Below are 26,275 nucleotides of genomic sequence, written 5' to 3'. Positions count from 1 at the left end.
CATGGTCGTCCGCACCGCCCGCGATCCCGCGCCGGCCCCCGCCGTACCGCGCAGGGCGGGCATGAGCGACCGGACGCGGCGGGGCCTGGCCGCCTGGGGCTTCGCCCTGCCGTTCCTGGTGCTGTTCGTGACCTTCATGGCCGGACCGGTGCTGGCCTCGCTCCTGATGAGCCTCACCGACCTGCGCAGCGCCGACCTGCGCGACCCGCTCGCCGTGAACCCCGTCGGGCTGGACAACTACACGCGGCTGCTGCGGGACGAGGTGTTCCTTCAGGCAGCGGTGAACACGCTCTACTTCGTGGTGATCGGCGTACCGCTGACGATCGTGTGCGCACTGGCCGTGGCCGTGTTGCTCAACAAGGGCGTGACACGGCTGCGCACCTTCTTCCGCGTCGGGTTCTACCTGCCGGTGGTGACCAGCATCGTCGCGGTCGCGGTGGTCTGGCGTTTCCTGCTCCAGCCCGACACGGGCCCGGTCAACCAGCTGCTGCGGCTCGCCGGAATCGACGGTCCGCACTGGCTCGCCGACCCGGTGTGGGCCATGCCCGCCCTGATCCTGATGGCGGCCTGGCGCAACATGGGCTACCTGATGGTCGTCTTCCTCGCCGGGCTCCAGTCGATCCCGCGGGAGCTGTACGAGGCCGCCGAGGTCGACGGCGCGGGACCGTGGGCGCGCTTCCGCGAGGTCACGCTGCCGATGCTCCGGCCCACCCTGCTGTTCGGCACCGTGATAACCGGAATCGGCTACCTGCAGTTCTTCGAGGAGCCGCTCGTGATGACCCGGGGCGGGCCGCTCAACAGGACGCTCTCGGTCTCCTACTACATCTACAACCAGTTCGGCTTCGGCAACTACAGCTACGCGGCCGCCATGGGCTACGTGCTGTTCGTCGCGATCGTCGTGCTGACCGTCGTCCAGTTCCGGCTGCTGAGGCCCAGGACATGACGGCGGCCGTCTCCGGGGCCCGCGGGAAGCGGCGCGCGCAGAGCCGGTCGGCCGGCGGCCGGGCATGGGTGGTCCACGCGGCGCTCGCGATCGCACTGGTCGCGGCGGCGAGTCCGTTCGCCTGGATGCTGTCCGGCTCGGTCAAGACCGACGCCGAGATCCGCCGGGTGCCGCCGACGTGGCTGCCGGACCAGGCGACGCTGGACAACTACCGGGAGTTGTTCGAGCGTCTGGACTTCACCCGCTACTTCGTCAACTCGCTGATCGTCACCGGCGCGGTCACCCTGGGCAACCTGGTGTTCTGCTCGATGCTCGGCTACGCGCTGGCGAAGATCGACTTTCCGGGGAGGCGTGCGCTGTTCGCGCTGGTCCTGGGCACGCTCATGGTCCCGGGAGCCGTCACCTTCGTCCCGTTGTTCGTGCTGGTCAGCAACCTGGGCCTGGTGGACAGCTACCTGGGCATGATCCTGCCCTTCCTCGCCGGGCCGTTCGGCGTGTTCCTGATGCGGCAGTACATCTCGGGGCTGCCCGACGAGGTCATCGACGCGGCCCGGATCGACGGCGCCGGACAAATCCGAATCTTCCTGCGGATCGTCGCGCCGCTGGCGAGGCCCGCGCTCGCGACCCTCGGCATCCTCACCTTCCTCGGCACCTGGAACAGCTTCCTGTGGCCGCTGGTCGTGGCGCAGAGCGAGGAGAAGTACACCCTTCCGGTGGCCCTCGCCCTGTACTCGATCGGACAGAACCAGACCAGGTTCGGCCTGCTGCTGGCCGGAGCCGTGGTCGTGGTCGTGCCGGTCCTCGTGGTGTTCGTCGCCCTCCAGCGCTTCTTCGTCCAAGGCATCGCAACGACGGGACTGAAATGAAACGGATCATCGCCATCGTCTGTGCCGCCCTGCTCTGCACGGCCTTCACCGCCCCGGTGCGGGAGGACCCGCTGATGAGATACGCCAGGGACACCTGGCGCTCTCTCACCGCCTCCGTCGACCCCGGCACGCACCTGATCGCCGACAACATCGACGGCACGCTGACCACGCCGAGCCGCTACACCTCCCCCACCAACATCGGCGCCTACATGTGGAGCGCCGTCGTGGCCCGTGACCTGGGGATCATCAAGCCCCGGGAGGCCCACGGGCGGATCGCGAAGACGCTGGCCGCGCTGGCCTCGCTGGAGCGGCACGGGCCGTCGGGGATGTTCTACAACTGGTACGACCCCGCCAGCGGAGCGGTCCTGCGCACCTGGCCCGATGACGGCAGCACCGTCCACCCGTTCCTGTCGAGTGTGGACAACGGCTGGCTCGCGGCCGCGCTGATGGTGGTGCGCAACGCCGTACCCGCGCTGAGGGGGCAGGCCGAGGCGCTGCTGAGGCCCATGGACTTCGGGTTCTACTACAACCCCGTCTCGCGCGGGCCGGATGTCAAGGCGGGGGCGCTGCGCGGGGGGTTCTGGGACGTGAAGCCGTCCGGCTGCTCGGTGCAGGGCAATTACCGGGGGCGCGGCCAGGACGTCTTCTACACCTGCCACCACTACGACACGCTGAACAGCGAGCCGCGGATCGCCAGTTACATCGGCATCGCCCTCGGCCAGATCCCCGCCGAGCACTACTTCGCCCTGTGGCGCACACTGCCCGACACCTGCGACTGGGGCTGGGCCGAGCAGAAGCCCGTGGGGTCGTGGACCAGTCACATGGGCGTTCCGGTGTTCGAGGGCGCCTACCGGTACAAGGGCCTCCAGCTCGTCCCCACCTGGGGCGGGGACATGTTCGAGGAGCTGATGCCGGACCTGTTCGTGCCCGAGTCCACGTGGGGCCCGCGCAGCTGGGGGATCAACCACCCGCGCCACGTCCGGGCGCAGATCATCCACGGCCTCCAGGAGGCGAAGTACGGCTACTGGGGCTTCTCCCCGGCCAGCAACCCGGCCGGCGGCTACCGCGAGTACGGCGTGGACGCGATCGGCCAGCAGTCCGACGGCTACACCTCCGACCAGGAGCGCACCACGGTCGACCACGGCTTCGGTGACTGCCGGCCGGCCCAGGCCGAGCCCGCCTCCTACGGTGACGGTGTCGTCACCCCGCACGCGGTGTTCCTGGCGCTGCCGTACGCCAGGCGCGAGGCGGTGGACAACCTCGCCCGCATCGCGCGGGACTTCGACGCCTACGGACCGGGCGGCTTCTACGACGCCGTCGCCGTGCGGTCGGGAACGGTCGCGCGACGCCACCTCGCACTGGACCAAGGAATGATCATGGCCGCGCTCGGCAACCTGCTGGGCCGCGACGCCCTACGCCGTTACTTCACCCGAGGCCAGGTCGAACGGGCCGTCAAACCGCTGCTGCGTATCGAGGAGTTCAATGTCTAGCGCGACGTCCGACGCCAGAAGCGACTGGGAAGAGCGGATCGGCCGCCGGTCCGGGGAAGCGCCGGCCGGGGCGCCCCGGCTGCCCGCCCCGGCGGGGCTGGCGGCCCGGCCGGGGCAGGGCCAGGTGACCCTGACCTGGGAACCCGTCGAGGGCGCCGCCGGTTATCTGGTCCATCGGGCCCCGGGGCCCGGCACGCCGTACGAGCCGGTCGATCACCTCGGCCGGGACGTCCTGGCCGTACCGCACCCGCCGTACGCCGACACGACCGGTGTCCCGGGCCAGGAGGCCTGGTACGCGGTGGCGGCGGTCGCCGGCGTGGAGGCGGTCGGCGAGTTGTCGGCGCCCGTACCGGCCACTCCTCACGCCGGGACGCACGGCGAGGTGCGGATCGCGGTGCGGACCCGCGACGTCGTGCGGGAGCTGCCCCGCCCCTGGCGGCCGATGATCGGCTCGGAGCACCTCAGCCACATGCTCTGCCCGGACCTGTCCGGCGGCCGCCCCATCGGCCGGGAGCTCACCGAGGCCCTCCGGATCGCCCGTGACGAACTCGGGGTGGAGACGGTCCGCGCCCACGGGATCCTCTGCGACGACCTCGGCGTCTACCGCGAAGGCAGGCCGTACGACTTCAGCGGCGTCGACCGCGTCTACGACCGGTTGCTCGAGATCGGCCTGCGGCCGGTCGTGGAACTGTCGTTCATGCCCCGCGACCTGGCCTGCGACCCCGCGAAGACCGTCTTCGCCTATGACGCGATCGTCTCGCCGCCCAAGGACTGGGAGCGCTGGGGCGACCTGATCCGCTCCTTCACCGCCCATCTCGTCGACCGGTACGGCGCCGCCGAGGTGCGGGACCGGTGGTCGTTCGAGGTGTGGAACGAGGCCAATCTGGAGGTGTTCTGGAGCGGCACCCCGGCCGAGTACATCCGCCTGTACGACGTGTCCGCGCGAGCGGTCAAGGAGGTCGATCCCGCCCTGCGCGTCGGCGGCCCCTCGTCCGCCGCGGCGGGCTGGGTGGACGAACTGCTCGCCTCCGCACGAGAGCCCGTCGACTTCGTCTCCACCCACACCTACGGCAGCCCGCCGCTCGACCTGCGCCCGGTCCTGGACCGGTACGGCAAGGCGGGGACGCCCATCTGGTGGACCGAATGGGGCGTGACCCCCGTGCACTTCAACGAGGTCAGCGACGCCGCGTTCGCGGCGGTCTTCCTGGCCAGGGGCATGAAGTCGGCGGCCGGGCGGATCGACGCGCTGTCCTACTGGGTGGCGTCGGACCACTTCGAGGAGCTCGGCCGCCCTTCCGAACTGCTGCACGGCGGCTTCGGACTGCTCACCGTCGGCAACCTGCGCAAGCCGCGCTTCCACGTGCTCGCCCTGCTCGAACGGCTCGGCCGCCACGAGGTGGCCGTGGACTGCGACGGTGACGGAGCGGGCGCCATGGTGGAGGCATGGGCCGCCGGGGACGACGACGGCAGGGTCACCCTCGCGGTCTGGAACGGCACGCTGGACCAGTCCAAGGCCGCGGGCGACCCGCTGCTGGACAGGCACGTGACCGTGCGGCTGACCGGCTTGGACGCCGGACGCTACGAGCTGCGGCACCTGCGCGTGGACCAGGAGCACTCCAACATCGCCTCGGTGTGGGGCCGGATCCGCGACGGCGGGGCATGGCCGACGCCGGACCAGTGGGAGACGCTCCGCGAGGCGGACCAGCTCGACCACCTGCACGCCCCCTACACGGTCGAACCCGTCGCCGGGGAGGTGGAGACCGCCTTCCACCTCCCCATGCCCGGCATGTCCTTCCTGGAGCTCCTCCCCCGCGGCTGATCCGCTTCTCCCCGTCCACGACCGCCTCGCCCGCGGCCCGGGCAGGCCCCGGAGCGTGCCGGGGCGGTCATCCAAGGAGGTGCCTCCCCTGTGACAGCAGTTCGTGAGGATCGTGCCCTCGGAAGACGGCTCTCCCCCGGCCGCGCCCCATCACCGCCCGGTCGTGCCGGCCCCCGGTCCGGGCGCATCCTGTCCCTCCCCGCCGTCTCCCTGCCGCACCCGGCACCGTTCGCCGGGCGCGGCAGGGAGATGGCCCGCCTGGACGCGGCCGTCACCGCCGGCCGGCGGGGGACCCCCGTCCTGCTGGAGATCGTCGGCGACCCGGGGGTCGGGAAGACCCGCCTGCTGAGCGAGCTCGCCCTGACGGCCGGCGACACGATGAACGTGCTGTCCGGCAGGGTGTCGGGATTCGAACGCGAACAGGCCTTCGGGGTGTTCGCCGAGCCGGTTCGCGAGATCCTCAGGGCCCGCCCGTCGCTCGTGCGCGGCCTGGACGACCGCACGCGCGCACTGCTCGAAGCAGTCGGATCCGGTCTCGCCCTGCGCGGCCGGAAGAGCCCGTACGCGCTGCCCGATGCCGAGCGGTTCGAGTTCTTCGAGACGGTGACGCGGATGGTCGAGCACGCGGCGCGGCCCGAGGGCGTGCTGCTGTGTCTCGATGATCTGCACTGGGCGGATGACGGGACGATCGCGCTGCTGCACCATCTGATACGCCATCCGCCCGCCGTTCCCCTGATCGTCGCCTGTTCGTACCGGCCGCGGCAGGCGTCCGCGCGGCTGACGGCGTGCCTGCGGGACACGGCGAACGCCATCCGGGCCGACCGCATCGAGCTCTCCCCGCTGGACCGCAACGCGGTCGACCAGATCCTCGGCCCGGACGTCGCGATCGACAGGCGGGCCCGGCTGTACCGGACCAGTGGCGGCAACCCCCGGTACCTGGAGGCTCTGTCACGCGTTCGGCGGCTCTCGCCGGACAGCCCGGACGCCGTCGGGACATTCCTCGACGGCATGCCGGACTCCGTACGCTCACCGCTCCTCGGTGAACTGGTCCCGCTGGAACCCGATCACCGTGAGGTGCTGCGGGTGGCGGCGGCACTCGGCGACCCGATCGACCCGGTCCTGCTCGCGGAGGTCACGGGAAAGGACGCGTCCGCCACGATGGCGGCTCTGGACGCCCTGGCCGGCAGGGATCTGATCAGACCGGCGAGCCGGGACGGGATCCGGCCGTCCCTCTGCTTCCGCCATCCGCTCCTGCGTCAGCTGGTCTACGAGGAGACCGCGATGGGCGCACGGCTCGCCGTGCACCGCCGGGCCGACCTGGCGCTGCGGCGCCGAGGCGCCGGCCCGGTGGAGCGCGCTCCGCACGTCGCCCGCTCCGCGCAGCGGGGGGACACGGCGGCGCTCCGCCTCCTGGCCGAAGCCGCCGGGCAGATCATGCGCACCGCGCCGGCGACCGCCGCGGCATGGCTGCGTGCCGCCCTGCCGCTGGGCGGCGATCGGAGTACACGGCTCGACGTGCTGGAGGCGCTCTCCCGCGCGCTCGTCATGACGGGCCGGCTGGAGGAGTGCAGGCGGCTTCTCCCCGAGATCCTCAGCCTGCTCGACGCGGATCGGCCGGACCGCCGACTGGAGATCATCACCGTCCACGCCGCGGCCGCGAGACTCCTCGGCGACTACCGCGGAGCCTGCGCGATCCTGGGGCCCGAGCTCTCCGCCCTGAAGAACGCGCGCGCCTCGGCGGGCAGCCGGGCGCTGCTGGAGCTGGCCGTGGCGAAGATGATGCAGCGCCGGTATGACGAGTGCCGGGAACTCGTAGGGGAAGCCGCCGAACGCGCTCCAGCCGGCTCAGCGGGCGACCTGCTCGCCGCCGCGGCGGCCTGCCTGGCGCTGGGGGCGGCCTACCGGGGCGACCGCCACTCGTTCGCCGAGCACGTGCGGCACGCCGCCACCGCCTACGACACCATGGACGACCCGGACCTGATGCCGCACCTGGACCCGCTCTCCCAACTGGCCTGGGCGGAGGCGCTGGCGGAGCGCCACCAGGACGCGCTGCGCCACTTCACCCGCGGGCTCGCCCTCGCCCGGCTGACCGGACAGCACGTCGTCATGCCGTATCTGCTGCTCGGCCTCGCCTACGTCCACATCACCACGGGGCGGGTGGACGAGGCGCTGCGGGCGGCCGTCGACGCCGAAGAGGCCGCCTCCCTGCTCAGCAGATCCGACATGCTCGGCTTCGCCCTGGCCCTGCGGGGGTGGGCGACCGCGATGCGTGACGGTCCCGAAGCGGCCGCTCCCCTCGCTGAACGGGGACTGCGCCACGTCAACGCGCGCGGCCTGCTGTGGGAGGTCGCCTCCGGCGTCCTCGCCCACATCCGGCTCGCGCAACGGCGGCCGGATGACTGCCTCGGCCTGCTGCGGTCCGTCGACGCGCACATCCGCCACCCGAGCCCGGTGTCCTCCCTCAGACCGATGTGGCACTGCCTGGCCGCCCTGGCCGCGGAGGCGGCGGATCGGCCCGGGGAGGCCAGGCTGTGGGCGGAGCGGGCCGGAAGGGAGGCGGCCGCGCACGGGCTGGACGGCGCGATCGCGTTCGCCGCCCTCGCCCGAGCCCAGACATGCGCGCCGCAGGACCGCGGCCGGATCGAGCGGTTGGGCGAGGCGGCCGAGAAACTGTCGGCCAGCGGGCTCGCCCTCGTGGAGTGCTCGACGCGGTTGCTGCTGGCCCGCAACCTCATCACCCTCCGCCGCCTCGGTGAAGCCGCGGTGGAGGTGGAGCGGGTCAAGACCCTGGCCAACGCCTGCGGCGCCCGGTTCCTGTACACCAAGGCGGTGAACGCCCAGCGCCGTATCGGCGCCTCACAGCCGCGTCGGCCGACGGCGACGGACTCCACGCTCACCCGGAGGGAGAGCGAGATCGCCCAGCTGGTCAGCCTCGGCATGTCGAACCAGGCCATCGCCACGATGCTCCACCTGTCGGTCAAAACCGTGGAAGCCCACCTCACCAAGATCTACCGGAAGCTGCGCACCCGCTCCCGGCCGGCACTGGCGGCCATGTTCACCGCCCGGCACGGCGAACATCCCGACCGCTGAGCCGGTCGCCCCCGGAAGCGGCGGACGTGATCGGGGTCCCCGCGGCGGAGGACCGCGCGCCGGTGCGTCGGCGCGCGGTCCTCTCATCCTGAACGGTGCCGTCGACGACGCTTTTTCACACGTTGTCGACAGGTGCCGGTGCAATCGCCCCCGTCCGGCCGATCGCCCCTCCTCACCCTGACGGCCGGCGTCCCGAAGAGCTCGACGCGACTGAGCCGCCGGCCGGTCGCGTCACCGGAGGCACTGCGGGAGACGTGAACCTTCGGTGCCGCCGCCGGTGTCAGGCACGCGTGAGGTACCACGAGCCCACGCCGTCGCACCCGTGACGGTCGAAGCTGGTGGTGCGGTAGCCGGGCGGGATGGGCGAACCGCCGCAGGTCCAAAGGCCGTCCTTGGCGAGTCGCTGGTACCAGGAGCCGACTCCGCTGCAGCCGTTGCGGTCATGGCGGGTGGTGACGTATCCGGACACGACCGGGGAGCCACCGCAGGTCCAGATACCGTCCTTGACGAGTCGCTGGTACCAGGTGCCGACTCCACGGCAGCCGTTGCGGTCATGGTTGGTGAGGACGTACCCGGGCACGACCGGGGAGCCGCCACAGGTCCAGATACCGTCGCGGACGGGTTGGTTGTACCAGGAGCCGAGCCCTCCGCAGCCGTAGGGGTCGTGGTCGGTGATGACGTGCCCGGACTGGACGGGCGCTCCGGAGCACACCCAGCTGCCCGCCGCGGCCTTCGAGTCCGCCGCGGCGGGGGCCGCGCCGGTCAGGGCGGCGACCGCCAGCGCGACCGCCCCTGCCGCCGCCGCGGTGCTGATGCGGACGGCCGTCATCGCCGCACCACTCCGCGTCCGGCGGCTCAGAACGGAGCCTCGTAGCTTGTTCATGCGCAAAGAAAACCTCTTTCCACAAACGAGGCACGACTTCGAGCCGCGCCTTTCCCGGCCACGCGGTCGCGTGGCCGAAGTCCGGACGGAGTTCCACCGAGCTGAGCCCGTACGCCGATCGCTCCTGAGCGGCGTCCGGCACGGCGCCGGCGTCACCCGGCGTACCACTGCCGTCGGCATTTCGGCCGGGTGCTTGCCGCTCCGCTCCATGCGGCGTTCCTCCGCACGGATCGGGATTTCCGTCTTTCTGGTCACCGGCGACCGTCTGAACGTTTCCACTGTCGCAATTCCCGGCGGCCCTTAGCATCGGGGCCATCCCTAGCCCTGATCTTCGGGTGGCCGACCGAGAGGTTCGGCTACGGCCTGTTTGCGTGACATGACCAGCAGGACCACCCGGCTGCCGCACCGGGCGGGCGTGGTCGCGCACTTGCGGTTCACAGCCGGTCAGCACGGACGGAACGATGTTCGGCAGGATGCCGGCGGCGCTGCCGGGCAGGAGACGGGCCGTTCGGCTGTCCCGTCAGCTGAGCAGCATGGCCAGCGCGAGAGCGAGCAGGAGGGAGTCGAGCCGGTCCAGCAGCCCGCCGGCACCCGCCAGCCATGAGGCCGAGTCCTTGACCTCGGCGCCCCGCTTGACCATCGACTCCAGCAGGTCCCCCAAGGGGGCGCCGAACGCCACGGCGACCACCAGGGCAGGGGTGAACGCGCCCAGCAGGGCCAGCATGCCCAGTCCCGCCGCGGCCCCGGCCAGGGCGCCGCTCCAGCGTTTGGCCGGTGACAGCGGGGAAAGGGCGGGCCCGCCCAGCAGCCGACCACCGAACGAGGCGGCGATGTCGGCGACCGACACCGCAGCGAACACCGCCAGGGCGGCAGGACCGAGCAGGACCACCCCGGTCAACGGCGCGAACCAGACGACGCCGAGCACGCCCAGGCTCAACCGGTTCAGCCCACCGGCCATGTCCCCGGTGAGCAGCGGGACCAGGGCGACGGCCAAGGCGGCGACGGCGAGCATGCGAGGCAGGTGCAGGGGAGCCAGCCAGGCGGTCACCGGCGCCCCGGCCACGGCGACGGCGAGCACCGCACGGTCCGGCCGGGGCAGCCGGGTCAGCCGGCCGTACTCGGCGACGCACACCACGCCCACCGTCGCGGCCAGGACCGCGGCCCCGCCGGGTCCGGCGTACAGGGCGGCGACGACCACCGGCACGGCCGCCGCCCAGGCGCACCACCGCAGCACGTACTCCCGCCGCCGCGACAGCGCGACGGCGACGCCGCCGGCTGCGAGCGCGGCGGCGATGTAGGGGATCAGGTCACCGACGCCGGTCACACCGCGTTCCGCGGGTCGTGCAGTGCCGCGGCGACGGTCGCGGCGGTCGGGGAGTTGGCTGCGGCGTCGCGCACCGCGATCCGCACCGTCCGCCCCTCGAAGGCCGGTGACATCGGCGACAGGTCGCGCAGGAACACCCCCTGGTCGCGGCAGCGGCGGACCAGGCGGGCGGCGCCGGGACCACGACGGGGCAGGGTGAGCAGGACGAAGTTGGCCACCGACTCCTGGACGTGCGCGTCCTGGTCGATCGCGGCGAGCGCGGCGGCCAGTTCGCCGCGCAGCGCTGCAGTCTGCGCCCAGCGGCCAGCGTAGTAGCCGGGGTCACGCAGGGCGTGGACCGCGGCGATCTGCGCGGGCAGGCTCACCGCCCAGGGCGGACTCCAGCGGCGCAGCTCCGCCGCGATCCTCGGGGGCCCGGTGAGGTAGGCGGCACGCAGGCCCGACAGGGCGTACATCTTCGACATCGAGGTGCACACGACGGTGTTGCCGGCGGTCGCGGCGTACGGCTCCAGCGACTGTCCCGGCCCGGCGTAGCCGACGTAGGCCTCGTCGACCCAGAAACGGGTCCCGCCCGGGGCCGCCGCCAGCACCTGCCGCAGGTCGCCTGCGTCGAGGTGCACCCCGGTGGGGTTGTTGGGGTTGACGAGGACCACGAGGTCGTAGCGCTCGCGCAGGGCGTCGCCGAGGCGGTCCGGGTCGATCCGCCAGCCTTCGGCGCGCCGTAGCGTGAACCGGTCGGCGCGGCAGCCGATCACCCGCTCGACGACGTGGGCGTACTCGCCGTAGGAGGGGTCGACCAGCAGCACCCGGGAGGAGGCGTCCAGCCAGCCGCGGAACGCGCAGAAGATCAGGTCGGATGAGCCGGCCCCGGCGGCGACGGTCTCGGCGGGAAGGCCGCGGCGGGTGCAGATCTCCTCGATGAGCCCTTCGGCCTGCGCGGGCGGGGACGTGCGCGTGATCCAATCCTGGTGGGCGGCCAGGGCCGCGGCGGCGCCGGGGGCGGGCGGGAACCAGGCGTCGAGCACGTCGGCGGGCACGACGTCACCGTGCGCATGGAGGGTGTCGAAGCGGCGGCCCAGCGCCCCGATCGAGGTGCCGCCGTGCTCGCAGCCGCCCGTGGCGGGCAGGAAGGGCATCTCCAGCCTCCAGCGCAGCCCCGGCTCCAGATCCCGCAGCACCGGACCGTACCTGCGCAGCGTCCGCTCGGCGAGATCGGCCACCTCACCGGTCAGCAGTTCGAAGGTGACGGCCCCCGAGCGCACCGGCGTGCCCGTGGACGTCAGTCCCAGTCGCAGGTACGTCGGGAGGAGCTCGGTCCGGCCCAGGGCCACGAGGATGCGGCCCCCGTGCGCCATCACCCAGCGCAGCGCCGCGTACATCAGGAGTTTCCCCGTCATCATGCCCCGCCGGTCCGGGTCCACGGTCAGGATGCGGATCTCGAACGCGTCGTCGCCCAGAGCGGGGTGCTCGGCGCGCCGGAGGTACTTGTCGATCGAGTAGCGTCCGACCCAGGGGGGTGTCACGCTGACGAACCCGGCCGGTCGCCCCCGGTGAGCCGCCACGATGTAGACGTTGTCCTCGTCGAGCTCGTCGCTCAGCCTCCCGGCGTCGTTGGTGGGGTGCTGGCCGAGTTCGCGGGCGTACACCTCGTGACGGAGCCGGGAGATCCACTCGCGGTCGGCGTCCGATCCCAGCCGCACTTCCAACTCATCGACACCCACGAGCACGGTCTCCTTTGCGGTTCGACGGCCCTTCGGCCCGCCTCCGGACCGGACGCCGGGGGCGGGTGGTCGTCGGGCGCGGGTGGCTCCATGACGGTCGACGCCGATACCCGCCTTCTGACCATCGCTAAGGTGTAGCCGGTCGCGCAGCAGCCAAAACGTGTCATGTCGGGGCGGGGGTTTCGGGTGGGGTCGTCCAGGTCCCGTTGCCGGTGAACCTGCTTCTCCGCGAGAGGCCTCACGCGGCCGGTGCCGCCGGCGTTTCGCGTCTCAGCCGGATGCCCTGCCCGGTGTGCCGCCGCGTCCGCGATCGTGCGAGGTGGGGTGACCAGCCTGACGAGTGGTGGTCGCGGCAGCGTCCAGGCCGTCCGACGCTTGACCCCAACTGTGGTTGAGGTCCCAGAATCGCTGACGGCGGGTGGCGCGGCCGGACGGGCCGGACGGAACCTGCCCGCATGCCCTGGATCGAGTCCCCTCCCACACCGTGGAGATGTTTGTCATGACCAAAGTTGTCGTCATCGGAGCCACCGGCAAGCAGGGCGGCGCGGTCGCCGACCTGCTTCTGCAACGCGGTCACGAGGTGGTGGCGTACGTGCGCTCAGGGGAGTCGCCGGCCGCGAAGGCGCTGTCGGCCCGGGGAGCGCGGCTCGCCACCGGCGACCTCGCCGATTCCGACGCACTCCAGCGGGCCTGCACAGGCGCAGACGCGGTTTTTGGCCTGTCGGTGCCGTTCGGTGAGGGCGGCAAGGATGAGGAGGTCGCGCAAGGACGCCTGCTCGTCGACACCGTCGCTCGCCTCGACGTCCACCTGGTGTACTCCTCTGTGCGGGGCGGTGACCGGCCGGTGGCGACCAACATCGACCACGCCGACAGCAAGCAGCTCATCGAGGCGTATTTGCGTGAGCGCCCGGTCCGCGCGACGGTGCTCGGCCCGGTGTATTTCATGGAGAACGTGCTCAACCTCGGCTTCAGCCGGCTCGGCGACGGTATCCTCGCCAACCCGCTGACTCCAGGCAAGCCGCTCGACCAGGTGAGCGTCCTGGACATCGCCGGCATGGCCGTACACGCCGTTGAGAACCCTGACGAGCTCGTCGGCGAGCGGATCGACATCGCGTCCGATCGCGTGACCGGGCAGGAGGCTGCCCGGATTCTGAGCGAGGTGCTCGGCAGGGAGATCCCCTACCAGCAGCTGCCGCTGGACATGGTGCGGCAGTGGGCCGGCGAGGAGGTGGCCACGATGTTCGAGAACTTCGAGAACAACACCGACTTCCTTGACATCGAGACTCTGCACGCCAGATATCCCGCCGTGCGCTGGCACAGCTACGCCGAGTGGGCCAAGACGGTGGACTGGGACAGAATCCTCGCGGGCCGGAACAGCTAGATCAGCCCGCGCCGGGGACGGGCGGAGCGCGGTCCCGGACGGCCGGGCCGGGAAGGACGGATCCGCCGGCCGACGAGGCGGAGTCCGTCGACTCAGCCCGAACACCGACACGAGCACCGACACGAGCACCGACGACACGCGAGCGTCGACTTCCGCGGCTCGTGCCCGATGGGCGGTGAGAGCGGATCGAACCGCTGCCGCCGGAGGTCCGGCGACGGCATGCAGCCGGTACGCTCATGATCGTGGGTGGGCGAGAGCCGGATCTCGGTGAGGGGCGCGGCGGGTTCGACCGTCTGGTCGACCGGGCGGCGAACGCCGGGGAGATCGCTCATGTCGTCCGGGAGGGGCACCGCGTCGCCGCCGTCGTCCCCCTCAGCCTCCTCCAGGAACGCGTGACGACCGTGACGCTGTACCAGACCGGCGGCGGCGACCTGGTCATCGCGCGAGGCGGCAGCGCCTGGACGGTGAGGCCGCCCGCCGGCACCCCCCACGGGACCTTCGCCGCCGACGCGCAGGCCTGGCTCGACGACGCGTGGAGGCCCGGCGAGCGCGGCGGCCAGGTCAGGGCCCGCATCGACGAAAGCTGCATCCGGGCCGTGGAATGGACCGGCGAGGAGATACGCCTGCGCTACCCCAAATGCAGTCTCAACGAGACCGCGAACGCATATGTCGGCCCGCTCTCCTACACCTTGAGCGTGGTGAAGGGCAGCGCCGGAGAGGATGCCGTCGGACGGCCCATCGAAGAGATGGGGATCACCTACGCGGACATCGATGACGCCACCCACGACTGGCTGAATGAGAACGTCGACGACTGGAGGCCCTCCGACCCCTGGGACCCCTTTGAAAAGTTCCCCTGGGTGCTGGTCACTCCGGCGGATCAGGATCCGCGCGCGGACAACGTCATCTGCTCGCGGACGCTGACGATCTGACGCGCGTTCTGAGACCGCGTCCGCTCCCGGAGGACGTTGCAGCGTGTCCTACGTGGCGGGTGAGTCGTTGAATTCACCACCGACAGCAGGCAGTGGGACGGGGATCGTCCCGGCGGGCTCGCGGGAGGTCGCACGGACGACCCGGCCTCCGCCCGCCGGCGACGGCTTCGACGCGCCACCCGGCGATCCGTACGGCTCGCCGCAGAAGTAGCGGTTGAGCGCGTCGACGGCGGCCAGCAGCATGCGCGCGACCGCCGGATCGTTGCGCTGCACGTTGACCGACAGCGTCATCCGGCGTTCGCCCGCGGCGTCGGCGAAACTGAAGGTCTGGTAGCCGGGGATCGAGCCGGTCGCGCCCCACATCTCGCCGCAGGTGAGTCCCACCGACTCCAGTCCGAGCCCGTACCGGGGGAAGACCGGGGCCTGGGGCGTGGTGACGCCGGTGCGCATCTGCGCCAGCGATGTCCGGCTGACGAGCCGGCCGCCGAAGAGCGCTTGGTAGAAGCGGTTCAGGTCGCGGGCGTCGGACACCACTCCGTACGCCGCCCAGGCGAAGGACGGGTTCAGCCGGGTGATGGGACGCAGCGAGCCCGGAAGGCCCGGGTCGGCGCCTGTGGGCAGGTGGTAGCCGGTGGCATGCGGGCCGCGGATGCCGTCCCAGGTCTCGGGCAGGTAGGAACGCGTCATACCGGCCGGACCGAAGATCCTCCGGTCGAGCTCGGTGCTGAGCCCGTGACCCGTCACCTCCTCCACCAGCAGCCCGAGCAGGATGTAGCCGGTGTTGGAGTAGGCGAAGCGGCCGCGTTCGGGCCGGGGCAGCCGCTCCGCCTCATCGATGAGCCGCTGCGGTGTGTAGCTCCGCTTGCCGTACTGCTCGGGGTCGGCGAACTCGGCGGCGCGGTCGTAGGTGGCCAGGCCGCCGGTGTGGTTCAGCAGCTCCCGCACGGTGATCTGGTCGCCGTCGTCGATCCGGCCGGGTAGCCGCTTGCCGATCGGCTCGTCCAGACTCAGCCTTCCTTCCTGGATCAGCTGCAGCACGGTTGCGGCGACCATGCTCTTGGTCACGCTGGCGACGCGGAACCGCGCCTGGCGCGGCACCGGCTCTCGGGTGTCGAGGTCGGCGGTCCCGCTGGTGCCGATCCAGGTTCCGCGGTCGTCGTCGATCCGGGCCAGGACACCGGGGGCACCGGCGGCCACGATCGCGTCGAGCGCCTGCCGCACTCCGGCGGGCTCTTCGTACCGCTCCTGCGCGCCGGCCGGGGCGGGCGACAGCAGGCCCGCGGCGACGAGCACGGCGGCCGCCATGCGTTTACCGCTCATCGGCGACATACGTCGTTCCTTTGATGGAGATCGTGGAAACGATCTCCATCCTGACGGCGCCGGAGGCCGTCCTCCTCCCCCCTCGTGACGATCCCTGTCTGCGACCGCGGTCGCACCTCGGTGCTACTCCAGGCCGACCGAGCCGGGGTGCAGAGCGACGCGGGGGTCGGTCCAGTTGCCGGTGTAGCCGATGCGGCTGTCGGCGTGCAGGTACTCAATCGCACCGTCGCGGCCGATCTGGGCGCAGGGGGCCAGGCCGGGCCCGTACAGGTGGGTGTGGACGCCGAGCAGCGCGAGAAGGAATTCCAGGCGGCTCAGCTCCCCGCCGCTTCGTGACCGGTCGCGTCCTCGACACCTCCAGCCTGGTCGGCTTCGCCACCTGCCGAACCCGCTACGTGGAGGCGGTCGTGTGGATGCACGACCGGTACGTCGGATCGCCGGTCATCCCCGCGCCCGCCCTGGCCGCGGCCCGTGCTCAGATCCGGGTCTCAGCCGTGCCGGTCCTCTGACCACGCCGGGTTGCCGTCCGGGTCCGCGAGCACCACCCCGGAGGCGTCCGAGGACCGTCCGATGTCCGCCCGGCCCGCATATGTAAATCGTTTGTCAGGCCGGTTGCGGCATGCCATAGTTCGCTACGGCCCGGCGGCCGACCATCGTCGGCGATCCGGCAACCACTCCAGGAACGTTTTCGCCGGAAAGGCGCGAATAAATTGACGGATATCAAGGACATGGACGAGCAGTATGCGGCTCTCTGCCGGAGATCCCTGGCCGAGGAGCAGGCTCGGAGCCTGTCGGCCACTGATGGCTGGGCCCATGTCGACAAGGACCGGGTCCACAAGGACTGGCATGATCTCTACAGTGAGATGGCGAGCCACCTCGCGGGGGCGCGACCGGAGGATGACCACATCCAGCTGTTCATCGAACGGCACTTCGAGATAGCCTGCCGTTTCTACGTCCCGACCAGGAATGCCTACATCGGCATGGCGATCCTCTATTCGGAGGACTCCGCCATGAAGGAATTCCATAATTCCTACCATCCTGAGATGGTCGATTTCCTGGGCAACGCCATGTACGCGTACGCTCAGAAGAGGCTCTGAGTCCCTCAGGCCCCGATGAATCCGGGGGACCAGGCTGGCGACAGCGTCGCCGGCCTGCACAAACGTTTCACCGCGGAGCTCGGGTCGCCGGACACCGGGCCGAGCGCGAAAGGAATCTCCCCCGACCGGCCACTGCCGGGCCCCTCCCCCGGTCGATTACCTCAGGGTGCTGCACAACCATCCCTGTGTTGCGTTTGCGACTTTCCCCCAGGAGACCGGTAAAGCCGTATCCGGGAGCGTTCAGGCGGGACGCCGGAGGTAGGTTACGCCGAACTCGCTGTCGCCGCGCGCACCGGCGGGGGTGTGGCAGTAGACGTCGACCCACAGCTGCGGCGGTGCGCCGTAGTCGTTGATCAGCCCCAGGTGGCAGTAGCTCCCGTCGGTGGCCGTCGAGGTGACCTGCACGTTGCCGTACGGCCGGCCGACCTGCTCCCACTTGACGCGGTACCACCCGAGCCCGAGTCGCTCGATCGAGGGGGTGTCGCCGGTGACGCTGTATGAGCGGACAGGATCGATGGCCGGGCCCGGAGTCATCCTGGTGTAGGCGGCCACGCCGCCGCCATCGCTGTAGGACAGCAGCCAGGATGCGTCGACGGGCCGGCCGGTGGCGATCGAGTAGCAGGAGACGCTGATCTCCACGGCGTCTCCGGCCGCCGCGCCGGGCCGCGCGGCGCAGCGCGCCCTCGTCGGGCCGTACGGGGTCAACATGACATGCCCGGTAGCCCGGGCGAACGGCGCCCCGGGGATGACGGCGCGATAGCGTCCGGTTCCGTCGCGGAGCACGTGGTTCACTCCCCTGCCGGAGTTGTACGTCCCGGAGTCGTACGTTCCGGGATCGGTGCGCGGGCCGGTGTAGCGGACGGTCGCGTACGGGTGGGCGGTGACCGACGGAGCGGTGAAGGTGATGGTGAACCACCAGTCGGCTGGGGCGCCCGTCTCGTCGTGGCACTGGACCTTGACCAGTTCGTCCGGCCACGAGGGTGTGTAGCCGGTCACGGCGCACGTCCGACCGCGGTAGTTCGTCCGGAAAGGTGTCACGTGGGCGATCCCTTGGTCGGAGGCGACTCCGGGCAGGCGTACCTCGTACGCTCCGGGGCCGGTGTGCGTCACGGTGGCGCCGGAGCCTCCGGTGCTCCACTGGTTGCCCGGCGCCACGGCGGTCGGGACCCCGATGGGCGCCTCGGTCACGGTGGCCTTGTTGACGTAGGCGAAAGCCCAGCGCGGGGCGGGCAGGGGCGCCGGGGCGGGGTCGACGGCCATCCTGTCGGCCTCCTCAGGGACAGGGGTGATCGGACCGTCGTCACCGAAGTTCGCCAGGGTCTGGAAGGCGTAGAACAGATGGGACCAGTCCTCGAATCCCGGCAGATCGGTGATCTTGTCGTCGCTGTTGACGTCGGCGGAGATGTTCGCGTTGCCGGGCGGTGGGCAGGTTGCGCCCTCGGGAGTCCCGTTGCTGTTCCAGTCCATCGGACCGAAGCCCAAGGCCGGTCCGAGACCGACGCATTCGTCCAGCTGCGCCTCGTTGAGATCCACCGCTATGCGGCTGTAGTCGCAGTTCCCGGGAAGGGGGAACGCCGCCCCGGGCGGTGTGGCGGGCACCCGGCATTGCTGGAACCGGTAGTTCATGACGCTGAGGTAATTGGGCTTGTTGTTGAGGTCGCGGTCGCCGCCGTGGTCGAGCCCCAGGCCATGCCCCAGTTCGTGCATGAACGTGCCGGCCTGCTGGTTGCGGTCCCCTACGGAGAAGCCGCCGTCCTCGTCGACGCCGAGGTCGTAGATTCCGCACATCCGGCCGTCTCTGCTGGTGTCGGTGCCCGGCGCGCAGTCGCCGTCGTTGTCGACGCCGTCCACCGGGTCCTCATCCACCCGGGCGTCGCCGTCCTCGTCGAGGCCGTTGGCGGGGGTGGCCTCACCCCAGCAGGAGACGTCGCCGGTGCCGTCGTTGTCGAGGTCGCGCCGCCCACCCAGAGTGATCATGAAATCGTTGGACTTGATGCCCTCGGCCCAGCCGCTCGTGCAGTCGTTCACGGGCACCCGGTTGTTGGTCTGATGGGCGAACATGGCGTACCGGAAGACCTTCGCACGGCGGGCGGTGTCGAAGGCCTTGAGGGTGAAGAAAGAGGTGGCCCCGACACCCCTCCAGTCGACGATCGTGTTGCCGGCCTCGGGGATCGGGCTGCCGCCGCCGCCCATCGGGCCGAGGTTCCCGCTCACCCTGCCGGGGCCCGAACCGCCGACGTCGATGAGCGCCGGGCCGTACAGCGTGCCGGTGTCGAGGTGGAGCTGAACACCGCTGGTGCCGTCCGCGTTGGGGACCGGGGAGTCGGCGAACGCCTTGACGACGTCGGTCATGGCCTCGCGCGACGGGCAATGGGAGTGGTCTTGCGGATCGCCCAGGTCGGCGTCGCCGTCGAGATCGCTCACCATGCAGTCGATCTCCACGAACACGTCTTTGCGGCGCGGATCGGCCCCCAGCGACGGCAGCGGGACATCGACCCGGGCGTCTGAGCCGGCGTCGAAGCCGTGCAACTCCCAGTCGTCGGGCAGCGCGTCGCCGTCGCCGTCCGTGTCCGAGGTCGGCCTGCTGTGGACGGTGTTCCAGCGCTGGTCGTGCTGGGTGTGGAAGCGGTGCAGGACACGGCCCCCCGCCGAGGGCAGGTCGTAGTACACGAAGCCCGTGTCGAGGTCGGTGATCTTGAGTCCGGAGAGGTTCCAGTTGTCCGCGGCGAACGGGTCGTAGTGCTCGAACTCGAAACCGTCGAGGATCTTCGCGTGCGGCACGCAGGGCGATAGACGGGCATCCCAGGTGAAGGCGGCCCTTCTCGCGTCGTGCGTGCCGCCCGAGTGGAAGACGCTCTCGTTGGGCACGCCGTCACCGTCGGCGTCTGCGAATATGACCTTCTGCCCGCCCACACTGATCGTCTCGGTCGAGCCGTTCCCCAGCCCGTCCTCGATCGAGTCGTCCTGCGGCCCGCCGTCCTTACCGGTGACGATGGTGAACCTCAGACGGCACACGTCCGCGCGACCGGAGTCGAGAACCGGGTCGGGGAAGCTGTCCTTGGTGTTCCACTTCTGGGCCTCGTCTTTGCGGAACCGGTGCAGCACCTGCCCGTTGCGCGCGGGCAGGTGGTAATAGACGAAGCCCGTGTCCCGGTCGGTGATCTTGAGTCCGGAGAGGTTCCAGTTGTCGGCCGATAGGCCGTCGCCCGGGCTGGTGTGCTCGAACTCGAAGCCGTCGGCCAGGCGTCCGGCGGGCACGCACGGCGTCAGATGCGCATCCCAGGTGAAGGTGGCCCTTCTCGTGTCGTGCGTACCGCCCGAGTGGAAGTCGTTCTCGTCCGGGCTGCCGTCGCCGTTGGAATCCTCGAAGATGACCTTCTGCCCGCCCAGGCTGATCGTCTCGATCGAGTCGTTTCGCAACCCGTCTTCGATCGAGTCCTCCGGCCCGCTGACGTTGCCGGTCTGAACGGTGAACGTCAGTCGGCAGACCTGGGCCGGATCGGCGGACGCGGGCGTGCCCGGGATGCTCTGTCCCGCCGCCGCCGCGGCCACAATCACCGCCACGACCGTCAGCCGCAACCGCCACGGCATGCGATTCGATCGCAGGGTCCGGCTCATGACGCCTCCTGAAGCAACAGGTCTTGGCAGGGCATGCGCACCCGGCTCCGAGGCTCACCCCGGCCGTGGATCACGCGTGTCCATGGCGAACAAAGGGTCCGCAGGAGAAAGGAGCATCCTGCACGGCGGCGGTTTCGCAGCCGGCGGGGACGGCGAACACGAGCGGACGATGCGCGATGGTCAGCGCCAACCGCTTGGCGCACGGAATCGCCCGCAACCGACCGTCACCGGGGCGGTGATCCTCCTGCACCTGGACTCCACACCTCGGACATCCCGCTGCATGATCCACGCCCCTTACGGTGACGTCCACAGCGGCGTCTGACAACCCCGCCGGCTTCCCCTGTGAACTACAGCTGGCGCAACACCTGCATGGCGTCCTTCTCGAGGCGCGAGAGGTCGTGGAGGATGACGCCGGCCTGCTCGAGGTATCCCGCGTCGGCGCTCTCTCCAGCCTTCGCGATCAAGGTGGACACGTCCGTCCACAGGACGGCGGCCTCGGCGTACAACCGGTGACCGAGGCGGAGGTTGCCGTCGTCGATCAGCCGGGTGCACTCGTCGAGGAAATCACGGTAGAGGGCACGGAACAGGGCACCGCCGGTGCCGCCCTTCTCCATGAGGAGGGCGGCCTGCGGAAGGTCCCGCTGCGGCTCGCCGGCGCGCAGCAGCCATCGGGGCACCTGCTTGCCGGCTTTCTCGATGCCGCGGTGGCCCAGGTTCGCGATGGGAGCGGCGAGGAAGGCGTCGGCGCAGTCTCTGATGGCGGGGACGATCCGGTCCTGCCAGGAGAGCGGGTGAGCCGGCAGGGTGATGGTGAAGGATCGGTTCCTGGCGGTCATCGGGCCGCGTTCGGCCCGCGCCGCGGCGAGGCTGGTCCGGCTGGTGCGCACCGCTCCTCCCTGCTGGTCGGTGTCCACCAGGTAGGCGTCGTGCTCGTCGTAGCCGTACATGGCGACGATATGACCGCCGAAGTGCACCTCGGAGCGGAAATAGTCCAGGTGGTAGCAGTCGAGTTGGAGGCCGACCGGCCGACCGGCGTCGATGGCGGCGGCCACGTCCTCCCACGCCTTGCGCGGTGAGGCGGTCTCCTTGGCCGTCAACGTCAGCCCCAGCCTGGCAGCCAGGTTCCTGGTGAGCTCGAACGGCTTGACGCGGCCTCCGAGAAAGGGGAACCCCATGCCCTTGCTGTCCCAATAAACGAAGGACAGGCCCGAGCCCAGCCCGAACAGCATGGGCTCGGACAGATCGAGTCCCGCATGCCGCAACAGCACCCCCAGCGCCGTCGTCTCGCAGTGGTGCATGCCGCGGGCCTCGACGTCCTTCACGATGGTCATGCGTCGCTCTCCTCATGCTGACGTGGCGAACGGTCACACCGTCCCCGTCCCGGACACCTTCAAGATCAACCATTGGGAACCGCCGGGAGTAGCATGAGGCCTCCCACAGTGGGAGAGTCCAGCCGCGCAACAGGGCAGCGGCGGCTTCGGGAGCCGGTTGCCGGTCCGGCCGTCGACGGCGAGACACTGCATGGCAGCCGCACCGCCGACACCACAGTGCACCTGCTGGCCGTTCTCCGCCACGACACCCATACCGTCCTGGCCCAGCGGCAGATCGAACCCGAAAGCAACGAGATCCCCGCGCTCACGCCCCTGCCGTCCGGCCTGGACCCGTTCGGCGTGGTGATCACCGCTGACGCCCTGCGCACCCGGCAGGAGCATGCCCGTGAGATCATCGCCGCAGGCGGCCGCTACCCGTTTGTCGCAACTCACCATCCGATCGCGGCCGGAGCCGTCGCACGAAGTCAGCGGGGGGTGAGGAGGCAGAACTCGTTGCCTTCAGGGTCGGCCAGGACCGTCCAGTGGATGTCGGACTGGTCGATGCCGGGGTCGGTGGCTCCCAGGGTGCGCAGTCGGGCTTCCTCGGCCGCCATGTCGTCACCGGGGTAGGGGCGGATGTCGAGGTGGACGCGGTTCCACACGGTCTTGGTGTCAGGGGTGCGGACGAACTCCAGGTACGGGCCGACGCTCTTGGCGGAGCGCATGACCGCATGGTCGTCGGTGACCTCGTGCAGGGTCCAGTCCATCGCCTCGCCCCAGAACCGGGCCATGACCCGCGGGTCGATGCAGTCGACCACCACCGCGGCGATCGGGCCGGTGTCCCGGTAGATCTCCCGAGGCTCCAGCACGCAGAACTCGTTGCCCTCCGGGTCGGCCAGGACCGTCCATGGGACGTCGCCCTGGCCCACGTCGGCGGGTGTCGCACCGAGCTTCTCCAGGCGCGCGACCAGGTCCGCCTGATGGGCGGCCGAGGTGGTAGCCAGGTCGATGTGCACCCGGTTCTTCACCGTCTTGGGTTCCGGGCGGGCGATGAGGTCGATGCAGACGGCAGCGGGGTCGGGATAGGCGAAGCCGACGGGTTCGAGATTGGTGCAGCCGGGTCCCTCGCTGTCGACGCCCCAGCCGAGCGCCTCCGCCCAGAACCGACCGAGCGCGGCGTCGTCATGGGCCTTCATATTGATCTGCACCAGTCTCGTTGCCATGGCAGAGATCCTAAATGCCGATTTCCGAGGTCGGCTGCACGGATGTCCGACCTCCTGTGCACGTGGAGGTCTGCCTCATTCGCTGCCGGGGTCGGCGCGCGGTGACGGTGACCTGCTCGCTGCGTGATCACGCCCCTGGCGGTTACACCTGGTTCACCGGGACGCGGGAGCACGATCAATCGATCGGCGTTTGCTGTCGGCCGACGCTCGGGGAGGCGGGCTCCCACGGCTGGAACCACGGGTCGGGCCACGCCTCGGCCGCGGCGAGCAGCGGGTAGAGGGTTGCGCCGTCAATGCTCTCTCGGATCACGTCAGCGTGGCCTCCGTGCCGCGCCGTCTCCTCGATCAAGTGCAGCAGGACCCAACGGACCGACCATTCCTTGACCTCTGCGGGAAACCACGGAAGACCCCGCGGCACCGGAACGGCCTGCCCGAGGTCCGGAATACCGGCGATCACCGCGTCAGTCCGCTCGGCCGCCTCGGCATACGCGGCCAGGGCCTCGGCCAGGCTCTCGTCCGGGGCGAGCTGGAATTCGTCCGCGTCCGACTCGTCTGCCTTTCGCTGCGGTCCACGCTGCCGCTGAAGGATGAGGTCGACCCAGAAACCCTCGCATCGTGCGGCGTGCTTGATCAGCCCACCGATGCTCAGCTCGCTGGCAGAGGCCGCCATGCGGGCCTGCTCATCGGTCAGACCGTAGGCGGTGACACGCAGCGCGCGCCGCTGGTGGGCAAGATAGGCGATCAGCGCCGTGCGCTCATCGGCCGCGGGCGGGGCGTATCCCGGCATGGCTGGACCCTCTCGGAGTGCAAGTCTTGCAGCAAATTTCAGATGGACCCTACGCCACTTCCCGACCGACGTACACGGGGCCGATCAGCCCGATCCACGGCCTCCAGCGCCGGCTCCGCTGGTCACAGTGGCGGCGTCGACTCCGGCCGGCGGCTGGGCCGTCGTCCCCGGGTGATCGAACGACCCCTGGCCTGGCTGGCCGGCTACCGCCGCCATGAACGACGGGCCGACCGTTTCGCGTCCTTCGCTCGATCACCGGAAGCGGGCCGGAACCCGGTGTCTCCGCGCGCGGCAGCGGGGCCGGAGACCGGCGCGGCTCAGGAAGCGGTCTGTGCGGTGCGTTGGGCGAGGGCCTCGACCAGCAGGTGGCGCAGTTCGGGACCGTCGACGACGGCAGAGTCGGGCGCCTTGCCGTACTGCAGCCGCGTCAGCACCCACAGCTCCTTGCGGCTCACCTCGTCGGCGAACTGCTCACCCAGTTCCGAGGGGATGTCATCGGGTTCCTCGGCACGGTAGGCCACGAAGACGTCGGGAAGGCGCATCCCCCGTCCCGTGGGGGAGAAGAGCTCAGGGAGTTCCTCGGCGGGACGGCGTCCGGAGAGGTGTCTCAGGGAGAGGGCGAAACCCAGGAAGTCGCAGATGACCCGATTGGGATCGTCACTGACGTTGTAGAACGGACTCTCGAGGCGAACAGTGCGCATATCGCGCGAAGCATACCCGACGTCCTTTTCTGTGACCGGCCGCTACATCGGCCACCCGGCGGAGCGCGCGGGTCGGACGTGACTCTGCGGAAGTGGGAGCCCGCCTCTACCCGGTGTGCCCGGACGTCCAGGTCGAGCACCGCGTAGCGGGCGTACTCCTCCGGAGTCTCCGGGCAGAGCAGCATTTCCGCCACCACCGCCACGCTGCTGTCGCGGGGTCCACCGCGATGCCCGCACGGTGGGGCGCTCAGGTGGTGTTCAAGGTCTCAGCGCCGAACGAACCGGTCATCCGGACTGGTTTCCCGCTGGCAGTTGCCCACCTACGGCGACGCGCTCGGCCAGTGCCACCACATCCACCGTCTCCGCCTCTTCACCGTCCCCACGTGTCAGCACACGCTGCCGGAGTGGATGGCCGCGCCGATAACCACGGGCCCGCAGCTCGTGGTGGAGCACAGGCACCAGCGCGCAGACCGCCGGACCCGGGTGAAGGCACGACCGGCCGTGGTGGTCCCAGATCTCGTCCACCCGTCCGGCCACGACGAGGTCGAGCACGTCGCGCGGCGTGGCCTCCGATATGCCGGCACGTGCCGCCACCGCGGCGCAGAGCTCGGTGAGCTGCTGCTCCAGCACACCGTCCCACACCTCCTCGGGTACGTCGCCGAACGAGATGGCGCGCGCCGCGGTGTGGCCGCCGGGCAGCTGCTCGCGCAGGTAGGAGCGGGCGAAGGCCGATTCCACGTCAGCGGGCAGCCCTGTCAGGAGCGCCGGTCCCGGATCCGGGAACACGTTGTCGCACTCGCCACCCAGCGCGGCGATCCGGTCGGTCAGATCGCCGGGACGCGCGTCCCGGCCGATGTGCTGCGCAAAGCGCTGCAGCAGTTCGTCCTGCCGTACCTTCCAGCGCCATCCCCGGTACAGGTCCGGCGGGTATCCCTTCACGCCCGTCAAGGGCCAGGCGTAGCGGAAGGTGAACCAGATGAAGGACTGTGCGATCAGCGTCCCCCTGTACAGGGCAGAGACGGTCGCCTGCAGCCCCGCGACCCGCACACCGGCGGCATCGGCCACATGGATCATCGATTCCACCGGGCGCCGCACCTCGGCCGGTGGGGTACGGCATTCTCTCACGTCGCGCTGCCACAGCGTGTAGAGCGCCCGCATCGGCCACGAGCGGAGCTGCCGGAGCAGGGCGAGCTCGTGGGCGACGGCGGCCTTGAGCTCATCGCGGCTCATCTCCGTCAGGTACGGCAGGCCCAGGTGCAGCTCGTCCCGCCGCGGAAGCGCCCGGACGGCCACCGAGTCGTGGTATGCCCAGGCGTAGACGCGCCCCGGTCGGCGCACACCCAGAGCGTCGGCGACTTCGGCGACCAGGTCGTGAAGATCGGCGTGTTCATCTCGTGGCAGACGGTACAGGCTCCGGCCGGACCCAGCGGAACGCAGCAGGACGGCGCTGACGACGGCGGCCAGCGCGACGGACACGAGCAGGAAGCCGCCGAGCTCGATGCGCAGGGCCTGCCCGAACAGGACCACGGCCGTCACGGTGACCGCCACCGCGGTCACCCCCGCCGCCAGCGGCATGCCCAGACGACGAAGCCACCCGGGGAGCAGCAGACGCGGCCCGGCCGAGACGACCACGCGCAGCGCCCGGATCCTCGATATGCCTCCCGGGAAGTCTCTGCTCATGCCTCGGTTCTCCCTGGCCGGAAGGCTCCGGCTCTCACTGCTGGTTCAGTGCCCGGCGGTGAGTCGTGCGGGCCTCGCCGAACCTACCGCCCC

Annotated in this window: 20 protein-coding genes; 10 read left to right on the top strand and 10 right to left on the bottom strand. The window is 70.7% G+C overall.

The genetic code is table 11. The features are described 5' to 3' along the window. The first annotated feature begins 1 nt into the window (after position 1). The 5 genes from HS041_RS18355 (at position 2) to HS041_RS18335 (ending at position 8,208) form a co-directional block, all read left to right on the top strand. Positions 2 to 943, top strand: a complete 942-nt coding sequence (locus HS041_RS18355; protein WP_196441877.1) for a carbohydrate ABC transporter permease — start codon at positions 2 to 4, stop codon at positions 941 to 943. Continuing rightward, entirely contained in the window at positions 940 to 1,809 is an 870-nt protein-coding gene (locus tag HS041_RS18350) for a carbohydrate ABC transporter permease (protein ID WP_196441876.1), read from the top strand. Before HS041_RS18355 ends, HS041_RS18350 begins: the two co-directional genes overlap by 4 nt. Further along, positions 1,806 to 3,299, top strand: a complete 1,494-nt coding sequence (locus tag HS041_RS18345) for a glucoamylase family protein (RefSeq protein WP_196441875.1) — start codon at positions 1,806 to 1,808, stop codon at positions 3,297 to 3,299. Before HS041_RS18350 ends, HS041_RS18345 begins: the two co-directional genes overlap by 4 nt. Then, positions 3,292 to 5,118 (top strand): GH39 family glycosyl hydrolase, encoded by a 1,827-nt coding sequence (locus tag HS041_RS18340; RefSeq protein ID WP_196441874.1) that lies wholly within the window; start codon positions 3,292 to 3,294, stop codon positions 5,116 to 5,118. Before HS041_RS18345 ends, HS041_RS18340 begins: the two co-directional genes overlap by 8 nt. Before the next feature lie 90 nt (positions 5,119 to 5,208). Then, complete coding sequence (locus HS041_RS18335) at positions 5,209 to 8,208, top strand: ATP-binding protein (protein ID WP_196441873.1); 3,000 nt, start codon at positions 5,209 to 5,211, stop codon at positions 8,206 to 8,208. A gap of 280 nt (positions 8,209 to 8,488) precedes the next feature. Here the strand turns inward: HS041_RS18335 and HS041_RS18330 are convergent, their stop codons facing one another. The 3 genes from HS041_RS18330 to HS041_RS18320 all read right to left on the bottom strand — a co-directional run bounded on the left by HS041_RS18330 (position 8,489) and on the right by HS041_RS18320 (position 12,136). Then, on the bottom strand, positions 8,489 to 9,091 hold the full coding sequence (locus tag HS041_RS18330; RefSeq protein ID WP_196441872.1) for a hypothetical protein: 603 nt from the start codon (positions 9,089 to 9,091) through the stop codon (positions 8,489 to 8,491). 520 nt (positions 9,092 to 9,611) lie between these two features. Continuing rightward, on the bottom strand, positions 9,612 to 10,415 hold the full coding sequence (locus tag HS041_RS18325) for a phosphatidate cytidylyltransferase (RefSeq protein WP_196441871.1): 804 nt from the start codon (positions 10,413 to 10,415) through the stop codon (positions 9,612 to 9,614). Then, positions 10,412 to 12,136 carry a histidinol-phosphate aminotransferase family protein gene (locus HS041_RS18320; RefSeq protein ID WP_196441870.1) on the bottom strand — a complete coding sequence of 575 codons (1,725 nt, stop codon included), beginning with the start codon at positions 12,134 to 12,136 and terminating at the stop codon, positions 10,412 to 10,414. Before HS041_RS18320 ends, HS041_RS18325 begins: the two co-directional genes overlap by 4 nt. A gap of 499 nt (positions 12,137 to 12,635) precedes the next feature. On the opposite strand from HS041_RS18320, the gene HS041_RS18315 reads away from it, so the two are divergent. After that, positions 12,636 to 13,517 (top strand): NmrA/HSCARG family protein, encoded by an 882-nt coding sequence (locus HS041_RS18315; RefSeq protein ID WP_196441869.1) that lies wholly within the window; start codon positions 12,636 to 12,638, stop codon positions 13,515 to 13,517. A 242-nt stretch (positions 13,518 to 13,759) separates the two neighbouring features. Next, on the top strand, positions 13,760 to 14,446 hold the full coding sequence (locus tag HS041_RS18310; RefSeq protein WP_196441868.1) for a hypothetical protein: 687 nt from the start codon (positions 13,760 to 13,762) through the stop codon (positions 14,444 to 14,446). A 48-nt stretch (positions 14,447 to 14,494) separates the two neighbouring features. On the opposite strand, the gene HS041_RS18305 is transcribed toward HS041_RS18310, so the two are convergent. Further along, on the bottom strand, positions 14,495 to 15,775 hold the full coding sequence (locus HS041_RS18305) for a serine hydrolase domain-containing protein (RefSeq protein WP_230879115.1): 1,281 nt from the start codon (positions 15,773 to 15,775) through the stop codon (positions 14,495 to 14,497). 195 nt (positions 15,776 to 15,970) lie between these two features. On the opposite strand from HS041_RS18305, the gene HS041_RS39370 reads away from it, so the two are divergent. From HS041_RS39370 to HS041_RS18295, 3 genes are all read left to right on the top strand, one after another. Next, positions 15,971 to 16,102, top strand: coding sequence for a hypothetical protein (locus HS041_RS39370; RefSeq protein ID WP_255529977.1), 132 nt, complete (start codon positions 15,971 to 15,973; stop codon positions 16,100 to 16,102). Continuing rightward, complete coding sequence (locus HS041_RS18300; protein ID WP_196441866.1) at positions 16,099 to 16,275, top strand: hypothetical protein; 177 nt, start codon at positions 16,099 to 16,101, stop codon at positions 16,273 to 16,275. The genes HS041_RS39370 and HS041_RS18300 overlap by 4 nt, the downstream gene beginning before the upstream one ends. Positions 16,276 to 16,494: 219 nt before the next feature. Then, the gene (locus tag HS041_RS18295; protein ID WP_196441865.1) at positions 16,495 to 16,863 is read left to right on the top strand and encodes a TipAS antibiotic-recognition domain-containing protein; all 369 of its coding nucleotides are present in this window, start codon (positions 16,495 to 16,497) and stop codon (positions 16,861 to 16,863) included. A gap of 240 nt (positions 16,864 to 17,103) precedes the next feature. On the opposite strand, the gene HS041_RS18290 is transcribed toward HS041_RS18295, so the two are convergent. From HS041_RS18290 to HS041_RS18265, 6 genes are all read right to left on the bottom strand, one after another. Then, positions 17,104 to 20,481, bottom strand: a complete 3,378-nt coding sequence (locus HS041_RS18290) for a hypothetical protein (protein ID WP_196441864.1) — start codon at positions 20,479 to 20,481, stop codon at positions 17,104 to 17,106. Positions 20,482 to 20,828: 347 nt separating this feature from the next. Beyond that, positions 20,829 to 21,812, bottom strand: coding sequence for a BtrH N-terminal domain-containing protein (locus HS041_RS18285; protein WP_196441863.1), 984 nt, complete (start codon positions 21,810 to 21,812; stop codon positions 20,829 to 20,831). A gap of 464 nt (positions 21,813 to 22,276) precedes the next feature. Continuing rightward, a complete protein-coding gene (locus tag HS041_RS18280) occupies positions 22,277 to 23,014 on the bottom strand; it encodes a VOC family protein (RefSeq protein WP_196441862.1) in 738 nt (245 codons plus the stop codon). 175 nt (positions 23,015 to 23,189) lie between these two features. Next, positions 23,190 to 23,801 (bottom strand): DinB family protein, encoded by a 612-nt coding sequence (locus HS041_RS18275; RefSeq protein ID WP_196441861.1) that lies wholly within the window; start codon positions 23,799 to 23,801, stop codon positions 23,190 to 23,192. A 317-nt stretch (positions 23,802 to 24,118) separates the two neighbouring features. Then, the gene (locus HS041_RS18270; protein ID WP_196441860.1) at positions 24,119 to 24,502 is read right to left on the bottom strand and encodes a hypothetical protein; all 384 of its coding nucleotides are present in this window, start codon (positions 24,500 to 24,502) and stop codon (positions 24,119 to 24,121) included. 285 nt (positions 24,503 to 24,787) lie between these two features. Continuing rightward, positions 24,788 to 26,182: a M48 family metallopeptidase gene (locus HS041_RS18265; RefSeq protein ID WP_196441859.1), complete on the bottom strand. Its 1,395-nt coding sequence runs from the start codon at positions 26,180 to 26,182 to the stop codon at positions 24,788 to 24,790. Positions 26,183 to 26,275: the final 93 nt, after the last annotated feature.

This window comes from Planomonospora sp. ID67723 (assembly GCF_015711605.1).
GTDB lineage: Bacteria > Actinomycetota > Actinomycetes > Streptosporangiales > Streptosporangiaceae > Planomonospora_A.
The sequence above is the reverse complement of the archived record's forward strand: the minus strand, read 5'-3'. Positions and strand labels throughout refer to the sequence as shown.